7 protein-coding genes are annotated in these 11,974 nt (G+C 35.8%); 6 read left to right on the top strand and 1 reads right to left on the bottom strand.

Annotation, left to right across the window (positions count from 1 at the left end; genetic code table 11):
• The 6 genes from K9N40_01300 to K9N40_01275 all read left to right on the top strand — a co-directional run bounded on the left by K9N40_01300 (window position 1) and on the right by K9N40_01275 (window position 10,602).
• Window positions 1-2,508 carry a SpoIIE family protein phosphatase gene (locus K9N40_01300; protein MCF7813097.1) on the top strand — a complete coding sequence of 836 codons (2,508 nt, stop codon included), beginning with the start codon at window positions 1-3 and terminating at the stop codon, window positions 2,506-2,508.
• Window positions 2,501-3,745 (top strand): glycosyltransferase family 4 protein, encoded by a 1,245-nt coding sequence (locus tag K9N40_01295; GenBank protein MCF7813096.1) that lies wholly within the window; start codon window positions 2,501-2,503, stop codon window positions 3,743-3,745. Before K9N40_01300 ends, K9N40_01295 begins: the two co-directional genes overlap by 8 nt.
• Before the next feature lie 3 nt (window positions 3,746-3,748).
• Window positions 3,749-4,963 carry an ABC transporter permease gene (locus tag K9N40_01290; GenBank protein ID MCF7813095.1) on the top strand — a complete coding sequence of 405 codons (1,215 nt, stop codon included), beginning with the start codon at window positions 3,749-3,751 and terminating at the stop codon, window positions 4,961-4,963.
• 320 nt (window positions 4,964-5,283) lie between these two features.
• Window positions 5,284-7,542, top strand: coding sequence for a vitamin B12-dependent ribonucleotide reductase (locus K9N40_01285; protein MCF7813094.1), 2,259 nt, complete (start codon window positions 5,284-5,286; stop codon window positions 7,540-7,542).
• Between the two features lie 274 nt (window positions 7,543-7,816).
• Complete coding sequence (locus K9N40_01280; GenBank protein ID MCF7813093.1) at window positions 7,817-9,913, top strand: ribonucleoside triphosphate reductase; 2,097 nt, start codon at window positions 7,817-7,819, stop codon at window positions 9,911-9,913.
• The gene (locus K9N40_01275) at window positions 9,913-10,602 is read left to right on the top strand and encodes an anaerobic ribonucleoside-triphosphate reductase activating protein (protein MCF7813092.1); all 690 of its coding nucleotides are present in this window, start codon (window positions 9,913-9,915) and stop codon (window positions 10,600-10,602) included. The genes K9N40_01280 and K9N40_01275 overlap by 1 nt, the downstream gene beginning before the upstream one ends.
• On the opposite strand, the gene allB is transcribed toward K9N40_01275, so the two are convergent.
• Complete coding sequence (allB, locus tag K9N40_01270) at window positions 10,569-11,942, bottom strand: allantoinase AllB (GenBank protein MCF7813091.1); 1,374 nt, start codon at window positions 11,940-11,942, stop codon at window positions 10,569-10,571. The genes K9N40_01275 and allB overlap by 34 nt on opposite strands.
• Window positions 11,943-11,974 lie beyond the last annotated feature (32 nt).

Here is an 11,974-nt window from a genome sequence, read left to right as displayed (position 1 = left end):
ATGGTGGATATTGAAGACAAAAAAATAAAAGTATTGCTGGTAGAAGATGATGTGATAGATCAAATGGCTTTTAAACGTCTTGTAAAAAATCAGGACCTTCCCTATGATTTTATGATAGCAGATTCGGTGGAAAATGCTAAGAAAATCTTAAATGAAAATGATTTTGATATCATCATTGCCGATTTTAATCTTGGTGATGGAAATGCCTTTGATATACTTGATAAATCTACTAAAATTCCTTTCATTTTTGTTACCGGAAGCGGTGATGAAGAAGTGGCAGTAAAAGCAATGAAAGAAGGTGCGCATGATTATCTGATCAAAGATAACGAACGCCATTATCTGCAGCTCTTGCCGGTAACGGTGGAACAAGCTGTAAGGCACAACGAGTTGTTGCGAACCCAAACAGAAGCAGAAAATAAGATCAAGATGCTTTTTCATGCTGTGGAACAAAGTTCTGCTTCGGTGGTGATCACCGATCCGAATGGAAATATAGAATATGTAAATCCGAAATTTGTGAAAGTCACCGGTTACAAATCGGAAGAAGTGATCGGCAAAAATCCGCGAATTCTTAAAACAGAATATCATGAACAAGAATTTTATGAAGAACTCTGGGATACTGTGCTTTCCGGTAAAACCTGGACCGGTGAATTTTTGAATCAGAAGAAAAACGGTTTGCGTTATTGGGAATTAGCCTCCATTTCTCCTGTGTTCGATGATGAAGGCAATATTATTCATTTGATTGCCGTAAAAGAGGATGTGACCGAAGAAAGAAAAGTGAAGCAGGCTTTGGAATTCAGGGTAAAGTTCGAAAAACTAATCAATCAAATTTCTACAAATTTTATAAATTTGACTACAAACAAAATAGAAGCTGCTGTAGATGAAAGTTTAATGAAAATCGGCAATTTCATAAATATCGATCGTGCCTTTGTGTATCGATTGGACGAAAAGAAAACGAATTTTGTAAGATCGAACAACTGGTATTCCACAGAAATTGATGTTGCTCAAGATTTTAAAAATGAATTGATGGTTGATGAAATTCCCTGGCTTCATGATCAATTGCAAAATCAGGATATGGTTTTTATTCCTACAATTTTTACCATGCCACCCCAGGCCGAGAAAGAAAAGGAGCTTCTAACATCTATCAAAGCTCGTTCTATCATTTTCCTGCCAATGGTTTATGAGCATAACCTTCTGGGATTTGTAGGACTTTGCAGCATCCAATATGAAAAACATTGGGACAACGACACGATAAAACTTCTCAAAATACTGGTCGAAATAATCGTGAATGCTCTGCAACGTAAGAGAGCAGCAGAAGAAATTGAAAACCTCTATAATTCATTGAAACAGGAAATAGATCTGGCATCTTCCGTGCAAACTTATCTGGTTCCACAATGGTTACGCCTGGAAAATGATATCGTTTTTTCATCGATTTATAAACCTTCCAGTTCTATTGGAGGAGACCTTTTTGATATCCTCAAAATATCAAACAGCAAATATGTTTATTATGTAGGAGATATTTCTGGGCATGGTGTAAAAGCTGCGCTTATGATGACAGCTGTAAAATCGATAATCAGCATGGTTATCGAAAGTGAAAAGAAGAATATAAAACCACATTTTATCATCAAACGGCTAAATAAAATTCTTTGTCGCCGCCTGTTCGATAATGATTATATGACTATAACTTTAGGTTTAATTGATCTTAAGAAGAACGAGATCCGCTACATAAATGCTGGTCATCCTTCTATCATCGAATACGATCTTAAAACGGGTGAAACAAAAGTTATGGGAGATAGCGGTTCCATTCCTGTGGGTTGGGATGAAGATTTTGACTATACTTCCGATCATGAAGATGTTATCCAATTTAAAAATAATAAATCCTATATTTTGTATACAGATGGTATTTTCGAATGTGAAAATCCTGATGGTCATCAATTGGGACTTGCTGGTTTTACTCAGTTTTTGGAAGAACAGTCAAATATCGATACAGGAATAATTCTTCCTCATCTTTTCAAACAGAGATTGATGGATCTGAAATATGATATAAATGCAGATGATTTTACCATGCTAACATTCCAGAAAATGAAGAAAAAGAAAAAAGGTAAATTCAATAAATTATTTATGGTGAATTCTCTTTCTCAGAATACTACCGAAATTGCTAATGAATGCTTCCGAGCAATTATGGAATATGTGGGAAATGAAAAAATGGCAACTGAGATCGAACTTGTAATCAATGAGTTTTTGAACAATATTATTGAACATGGATTACAAACAAAGAAAGATACGATAATTGCATTTTACTTCGATATTGATGACAAAATCTCTATGAAATTCATAGATAATGGAATGGATTGGGAACTGCCGGAAGCAGAAGACAAAAATATTGCCGAACCTGATAAATTCAGAGGAATGGGAATGCAGATAATTTATCAGCTGGTATCCCGAATTGAAAAGAACAGATACGATATCATTAACGAAACTATTATCGAGGTTGATTTATCAAATGAATAAATATCAGATAAATTGCTATCATATTACACGGCGTTTTGTGCCGGAAAATGCTTCTGAAACCGAGAAAAAAATTCATGAACTTATGGATTTTTTACAGAAAAAGGAGCATCAAAATACAGTGATCTCTACACTGGCTGGTGCAAGCATAACCGAAGAAATGTATGAAAATTATTCGGTTAAAAGATTTCACCATAACTATCCGTATTTAAATCTAAATAAGCAAGATAGAGAATTCTTGGACGAAACAATTGGAAATCCTCATTGCAAAGGAATTAGTAAGTTTTTGAAAAAAAGCAGTGATGTAGATATCTATCATATTCATACAAGTGGTCGCATTGCAGTTAGTGTTACCAATATTGCAAAGAAATATAAAATTCCCTATATTGTTTCTGTGTTCACCGATGCCGATAAACTGCATTTTGAAAAATTGGAAAAAATAAAAAAACGAATAATTGATTATGGTAAATTTATCGATGCTTTCTCAAAAGATATCGACATTTTTTCTGAAGCAGCTGGAATAATTTGCTACGATCACAAAAAGTTTATACTTTTAAAAGAAAAATATCCTGATAAAAACATAATTCCAGCTTTCTGTGCGATTGATCTTGAAGAATTTCAGATCGTAGGTTCTCATGATTTCAGGAAAAAATACAAAATATCTCCAACTTCGGAATTGGTCCTGTTTGAATCTGATATTGATCTTGGAGCAAATCAAATTAGGTTGCTGGAGCTGGCAGAACATTTAAGATCGCAAAAAGAAAATTTTCATTTCTTATTCATTGGCAAAATAAAATCAAAGAATTATCTACAAAAAATGCAGCAGAAGATAGATGAAGCCAAACTTCATAATATGATAACCATTATTTCCGATTTAAGCTCCGATCTGAATTTCTTGAAGCAGGCTTATGAAGCTGCAGATTATTTTATCAATCCAGCTACCAAATGGTCGCAAAACGAACAGATCTTAAAAGCCTGGGCCAGCCGAGTTCCAGTTATCTCTTTTCAAAGTGAAGGAAGTGGATTTCTGTTTGATAATAAAAAAAATTGTTACCTTTATAAAAAAGATGACCTTCGATCTTTGGCCGATTCTTTGAATTTTGTAAGAACAAATTCCGGTTTCAGAGTTCGACTGATACAGAATTCTTTTAATCAGCTGAAGAATAATTTTACTCGGAAACAAATTCATAAGAATATTTTAGAGCTTTATCGAAAGATTTCTCAAAATTCATCGGAGTAAAAGGTGTTTCATTATCTTATCGCTCTTCGCTATTTGAAGGGCAGAAATAAAATATTTTTCAGTTTAACAAACCTGCTTTCAGTTTGTGGAATTATTATTGGAGTGTTTGCACTGCTGGTTGTGTCTTCCGTGATGAACGGATTTGATACTGATATGCGCAAAAGAGTGATCGGCTCAAAGGCAGAGATCAAGATTCATCAAAATGATTATTCACCAATTAAGGATTATCGGGAAATCGGGGAAAAAATATCTTCTTTTTCTTTTATCAAAGCTTCCGCTCCTGTCTGTGAAACAGAATTGATGATTCAGAAAGATCAGAATCTGGCATCTACACTTTGTTTTGGAATTGATTATGAAAAACATCACAAAATAACAGAGATTATTAACAAGATTGTAGTTGGCGTTCCCGAAAAAAAAGATCTGGAAGAAGACGGCATTATTATCGGCCTGGATTTGTCGCTTACCATCAATGCAACTGTTGGAGAATATGTTCAACTTATTTCACCAGTCGGAACGGAGCCTTCTCCATTTGGACTTTTACCCAAAAGCAAGAAATTGAAAGTTGTGGGAATTTTCTCATCAGGAATGCCGGAATATGATCAGCTACACGTATACATTTCGCTGAATAATGCACAATATTATCTAGGATTTTCCGATGAAGTTAATTCTGTAGAAGTAAAAACGATCGATGCAAATAGATCGCGTTCTTATGCTGTTAAAATTCAAAAACTTCTTGGCAGCGAATATGTTGTAGAAGATTGGAGCGTTTTCGATGCTAATCTGTTCAATGCCATGAAGATGGAAAAGATCATCATGTATCTGGTTCTGGCACTCATGATAATCATCGCTTCCTTCAATATGACTGGTAATTTCGTTAAACTGGTAACAGAGAAAAAAGTGGAGATCGGCGTTTTGAAAGCAATGGGAGCCAGTGAAAAAGATATTATCAAGATCTTCATTTTTGCTGGAACTCTGATTGGTATTATCGGAGTTCTGTTTGCTTTAGTTTTAGCATTGGGTCTGCTTTGGGCTCAGTTGAAATGGCAAATCGTGCAAATTCCTGTTCCTGGTTTTCCTCTGCAATGGCTTCCTGTCGAAATGCGAACTATCGATTTCATACTTGTTCCACTTATTGCGATCATAATTAGTTTTGTGTCTACTATTTTACCTGCCAAAAAAACCGTCAAAATCGATCCAATAAAGATCATTAGAAACTAACGAAATTTAAAAATATCAGTATAAAATAATATGATAAAATGATTTAAATTATCTTTTATAAATTAGGGCAAAATTAAGACCAGATTGAATAAAATTTCAGCAAATAAATTTTCTGAAAAAAAATAATCATTGTTAATTCCCACCAAATAAGGATTAGGAAATTTTAAGTTTTTTTCATTTTTTTTCTGTCTTGACACCACAGCTAATTGCTTGAATTTGAACTAATAAATAATGATGAGTTGGAATTGAGAAATTAAATGATTTTGTCTGTAAAGTCTTAAATTTCAACAACTTATTGTTTATCGGGGAGAGGAAGAATTATGATTTTAACAGAAAATGCACTTACTGTGCTCAAAAAACGTTATTTTAAACATGATAAAAATGATGAACCAATTGAAAACTGGGATCAAATGATAAACCGCGTTGCGACTGATATCAGCGGTGGCAACGAAGATAAAAGAAAAAAATATTATGCATTACTCGATTCTGGTTGCTTCCTGCCAAATTCACCAACATTGATGAATGCCGGAAACGATCTTCAACAGCTTTCTGCCTGTTTTGTTTTACCTTTGGAAGACAGCATGGATAGTATTTTTGAAACAGTAAAAAATGCAGCTCTCATTCATAAAAGCGGTGGCGGAACAGGTTTCAGTTTCAGTAAATTGCGGCAGGCAAATGCCAGGGTCCGCAGTACCAACGGTGTTTCCAGCGGTCCGATCTCTTTTTTGAATGTTTTTAACGCAGCTACAGATGCTGTGAAACAAGGTGGTACTCGTCGTGGAGCCAACATGGCAATTCTCAGTGTGGATCATCCCGAAATCCTGGAATTTATAACCTGCAAGGAAGATATTACAAAACTTACTAATTTTAATATTTCTGTAGGAATTACAGACAAGTTCATGAAGGCAGTTTATGAAGACGAAAAATACGAACTCATTGCTCCTCATACCGGCAAAATTGTCAAAGAACTTGCTGCGCGTGATGTTTTCAAGCTCATCATAAAAATGGCGCATCAAAATGGTGAACCGGGAATAGTTTTCATTGATAGAATTAATAAATACAATCCAACTCCGCATATCGGAAAGATTGAATCTACAAATCCGTGCGGTGAACAACCGCTTCTACCAAATGAAGCCTGCAATCTGGGATCGATAAATCTTTCTGTAATGGTAGAAAAGCAAAAATTTGATTGGGAACTTCTTAAGCAGGTTGTTTATGAAAGTGTTGAGTTTTTGGATGATGTGATTAATCGTTCCAAATTCCCACTTCCCGAAATTGATGAGATGGTAAAAGCCAATCGCAAAATTGGTCTTGGCATCATGGGTTGGGCAGATCTTCTCTTCCGATTAAAAATTCCTTACAATAGTCAGCAAGCTTTGCATTTGGCAGCCGAAATCATGGAATTCATCGATTATCATTCCAAACTTAAATCTATGAAACTGGCAAAGATCGATGGAGCATTCCCCAATTTTACGAGTAGCGTCTATGATGAAGGAAATCTGCCGAGAGAATCGGAAAAAATGGATTGGGAAAATCTGAAAAAAGACATAAAAAAGAATGGTATCAGGAATGCAACCACAACCACAATTGCACCAACCGGAACCATCAGTATGATCCTGAATACTTCCGGTGGAATCGAACCACAGTTTTCGCTGGTTTATGTAAAAAATGTGATGGATGGAGAGAAATTGTTATACATCAATCCACATTTTGAAAAAGCAGTAAAGGAGGCAGGAATTTATTCCAAAGAGTTGATGGAAAAAGTTTCTGAAACAGGCAGTATCTCTCATATCGATGAAATTCCGGAAGAACTGAAAAAGATTTTTGTTACAAGTCATGATATAACTCCAAAATGGCATATCCAGATGCAGGCAGCTTTTCAGAAATATACCGATAATGCAGTTTCCAAAACGATTAATTTCAACCAAAATGCCAGCAAGGAAGATATTCAGATGGCTTATGAACTTTCTTATGAACTTGGCTGCAAAGGTGTTACTGTTTATCGTGACGGTAGTCGTCAAAATCAGGTTTTGAACAAAGGTAAGGAAATAAAAGAACAAAAAACTTCTAACGGTCATCGTATTGCTCCCAGAGAAAGACCGGATATCACCATTGGAACGACACAAAAGATCGAAACCGGTTGCGGACATATGTACGTAACTATCAATTCCGATGAAAAGGGTGCATGTGAGATCTTTACTCAAATGGGAAAAGTTGGTGGATGTGCCTCGGCTCAATTGGAAGCGATTGCCCGTCTTACTTCTCTTTGTCTTCGATCTAATGTGAAAGTGAGTTCCATTTCCAGGCAGTTAAAAGGAATTCGCTGTCCATCTCCCATGTGGAGCAATGGCAGTATGGTAACTTCCTGTGCAGACAGCGTAGCAAAGTCGTTGGATAAGTTTTTGCAACTGGATCAAGACAGCTTGAGAAACATCGAGGAGTTAAATAAAAAAGCCAAAGATGAATCTTCAAAAAAAATCTCATCAAGTTCTATGGCAACCTGTCCAGATTGTGGTAGTTCAATCGAACATTCGGAAGGATGTTTGAAGTGTAATTCCTGTGGTTGGTCGAAATGCTAAAAAATAGACCAGCTTTGTTTGACGAAGAATCTAGGGATTTTACTGTATAGTTAAGCAGAATAATTTTTTATTCGCTGCTTAAACACCTTTATAAAGCTTGATTCGAGCAGTTTAATAAAATATGAATTTATAATGCTCTTGACAAGAACATTAAGTCCTTATCTTTAAGTCAAGTAGATATAGTGAGTCCAAAAATGCGTTTTCTGGGTTCATTTTTGTAAGTTTATGAAAAATAAAGAGTTGTCGATTTAAAACAGAGTTGGAGAGTTGGGATATGTTTAAGTTTATAAAAAAACGCGACAATCAGATAGTAAAATTTGAGTTTGATAAAATCACTCATGCCATCCTGAAAGCTGGTGAAGCTACGGACGAATTTGATGAATCGATAGCCAAGAAACTTTCACTGCAAGTTATCAATCTTGCTCAGCAAATGATTGAGAAGCAAGTTCCCTGCGTGGAAGAAATTCAGGATATTGTAGAAGAAGTTCTGCTTTCCTCTCCTTTCAAAAAATCCGCAAAAGCTTACATTATCTATCGAGATCAACATGCCAAAATTCGCGAAATCGTTTCCAATGCCGAAATTTCTCTGATCGACAAATACCTGGAGAGATTGGATTGGCAGGTAAAAGAAAATAGTAATATGGCTTATTCTCTACAGGGTTTAAATAATTATATTGCTTCGGAAATCAGCAAAATTTACTGGTTGAATAAAATTTATCCACCAGAAGTTAAAGAACTTCACATCAATGGTGAACTTCATATTCACGATTTGGGATTGATCTCGGTTTATTGTGTCGGCTGGGATCTCAAAGATCTTCTGATGATCGGTTTTAAAGGAGCTTCCGGCAAAATTGAAAGTGGTCCTGCTAAACATTTCCGCAGCGCTTTGGGCCAGATCGTAAATTTCTTCTACACACTGCAGGGTGAAGCTGCCGGTGCGCAGGCATTTTCAAATTTCGATACTCTGCTGGCTCCTTTTATTCGTTTCGATAAACTTTCCTACAAAGAAGTAAAGCAGGCTTTGCAGGAATTTATTTTTAATGTGAACGTTCCCACTCGGGTCGGTTTCCAAACACCTTTTACAAACATTACAATGGATCTGGTTATTCCATCTACTTATGCTGATCATCCTGTAATTCTGGGCGGCGAACATCTGGAATTAACTTATTCTGATTTTCAGGAGGAAATGAATGTTATCAACAAAGCTTTCCTGGAAGTGATGAGTGAAGGTGATGCGAAAGGACGAGTTTTTACATTTCCAATTCCTACTTATAATATTACTACCGATTTTGATTGGGATAATCCTACTTTGGATTACCTGTGGCAAGCTACTGCCAAATATGGAATTCCGTATTTTTCTAATTTTGTGAATTCAGATATGAGTCCTGATGATGCACGTAGTATGTGTTGTCGTCTTCGTTTGGATACAAGAAAATTGGAAGCTCGCGGTGGAGGATTGTTTGGTGCAAATCCACTTACAGGTTCTATCGGAGTTGTTACCATAAATCTTCCCAGGATTGCTTATCTTTCCAAAAATAAATATGATTTTTTGCAGCGGCTTGATGAATTGATGGAAAAAGCCAAAAATAGTTTGGAAATCAAGCGTAAAGTACTGGAAAAACTAACCGATAATTCGCTTTATCCATATACAAAATATTATCTTAGAGATATCAAAGGCAGGTTCGGTCAATATTGGAAAAATCACTTTTCCACGATTGGGCTTATTGGCATGAATGAAGCCAGCCTGAATTTGATTGGAGCCAATATTGGCATGGAAGAAGGTCATGGTTTTGCAATTGAGATCATGGATTTCATGCGAGATAAATTGATAGATTATCAGGAAGAAACCGGAAATAATTATAATCTGGAAGCAACTCCAGCAGAAGGTACAACTTATCGTCTGGCAAAAATAGATAAAATGAGATTTCCAGATATCGTGGTTGCCAACGAAAAAGATTATAACAGTCATCAGGCAGAACCATTTTACACAAATTCAACTCAACTCCCGGTAAATTATACCGATGATATTTTTGAAACTCTGGATCTTCAAGATGAGATTCAAACAAAATATACCGGCGGAACAGTATTGCATCTTTTTGCCGGAGAAAGAATTGGAAACATTGATAGTTTAAAAAATCTGGTGAATAAAATCTGTAGTAATTACAAATTGCCTTATTTCACATTTTCACCAACTTTCAGCGTTTGCAAAACTCATGGCTACATCGATGGTGAACATTACAAATGTCCGCATTGCAATACGGCTTGTGAAGTATATTCTCGTGTTGTCGGTTATTTGCGACCGGTGCAGCAATGGAACGATGGTAAAAAAGCGGAGTTCGATATCAGGAAGACATTCAAGATGGTAGAATAATGAAAATCGGTGGTTTTCAGAAGTTTTCGCTGATTGATTATCCCGGAAAAATCTGCGCAATTGTTTTTACTCAGGGCTGCAATTTCCGGTGTCCATATTGTCACAATCCCGAACTTGTTGAAGCTGATAAATTTTGCAACCCAATACCGGAAGAAGAAATTATTAACTTCCTGGAAAATAGGAAAGGCAAACTGGATGCTGTGAGTATAACTGGCGGTGAACCGACCTTGCATTCAGATTTGATAAACTTCTTGTTAGAATGCCGATCTATGGGATTTAGCATTAAGCTTGACACCAACGGTACAAATCCTGATATCTTAGAAAAAATCATCAGGTTGAAATTAGTGGATTATCTGGCGATGGATATAAAAGCACCACTGCCAAAATATGCGGAAGTTACTTGTTCAAATGTAGATTCAAAATCGATAAAAAGAAGCATTAAACTTATTGAAAATTCCAATATCGATTATGAATTTCGCAGTACACTGGTGCAAAATTTACTAACAACAGATGATGTTTTGATCATGGGGCAAATGCTGGGAAAAGCAAAACGATATCTGCTTCAGAAGTTTGTACCATCCAAAACCCTGAATGAAGATTATGTAAAATTTTCTTCTTTCTCACAGGAAAATCTTAACTTTCTGGCGCGTGAACTTCAAACTAATTTTGCCGATTTCGCGATAAGATAATTTACTTTTTTTTTTACCCAATTTCCAAAACCAGGATCGACCATTAATCCTTTTTCTCGATCAAAAACAGTTTCTCCACGGACAATTGTTTTTGCTATTGAACAGGAAAAAGTTTGTCCATGAAACGGTGAATATTTTCCTTTCGATTTCAATTTTGTTTCATTAACCAAGAATGATCTATTTTGATCTATCACCGTAAAATCTGCGTCAGAACCAATTTGTAAACTTCCTTTTTGAGGAAATAAACCGTATCTTCTGGCAGCATTTTCCGAGGTTAACTTTATCAAAGTGGATAGTGGCACTTTTTCCTTCACATAAAATTCCGATAATAAATATGGAATCATTAATTGTGTTCCTGGAATTCCATTATAAACTTTGGAAAAATCTTCCAAATCTTTTTCTGTTTTCCAATCACATCCGGCGTGATCTGTTGTAATAAAATCCACTTTTCCTGTTTTTAAGGCAGCTCTTAGAAATTTTTTATCATCTTCGCATTTAACTGGTGGAGCAGTTTTTAATCTGCCTTTCAGCTGAGGAAAATCAGCAGCAGTAAATTGCAGATAATGCGGACATGTTTCCCAGCTTACATCCAATTTGGATTTTGCTTTCAAGATAGATTCAGCAGCTTTTTTGGTACTGATATGAACGAAATGGAGATGATTTTTTTCGGCAAGTTCCAAAATATTTCCAACTGCTTTTACTTCTGCTTCTGCAGGTCGTGATTTTAAATAATTTTCCGGCTTCATCTTTTCAAGTTCAGAAAGTTTATCGGCAGCTTTCTTGATAATTTCTGCATCCTCGGCATGGAAGGCAAAAAGCATTTCAGGGAATCTCTCAAAAATTTGTTTTATATCTTCATAAGAAAGTGCTGCAAAAGTGTCCATTCCGGAAATTGTGTAAATTTTAAATCCGACAATTCCCGCTTTCCATAATTGATGAATTTTTTCTATTTCAATTGGAAAATCATTCCTGCGAATACCACCCCAGAGCGCAAAATCTATGACGGCTTTATTCCTGATTACAGATAGTTTTGATTCAAGATTTTCAGTATTCGTAACCGGTGGAATGGAAGTGCAAGGCATATCGATGATCGTGGTGATACCGCCAAAAGCTGCAGCAGTTGTGCCGGTTATAAAATCTTCATGCTCGTTGTAGCCGGGATCGTTGAAATGAACATGAGCATCGATGCAGCCTGGAATCAGGATCTTTCCTTCCAGATCGATAATTTCTTCAAATTCGAATTGAGAAATATTTTTTCCGATTTGAATTATTTTATCTTCATATAGAATATCAACAAGTTCCTTATCATTCGAAATTACAGCATTTTTTATCAGTTTCATTTCCTACCTCACAAAGAAAATTCAATTCAACA

The sequence above is a fragment of the Candidatus Cloacimonadota bacterium genome (genome assembly GCA_021734245.1).
Classification (GTDB): Bacteria; Cloacimonadota; Cloacimonadia; order Cloacimonadales; family TCS61; genus B137-G9.
The sequence above is the reverse complement of the archived record's forward strand: the minus strand, read 5'-3'. Positions and strand labels throughout refer to the sequence as shown.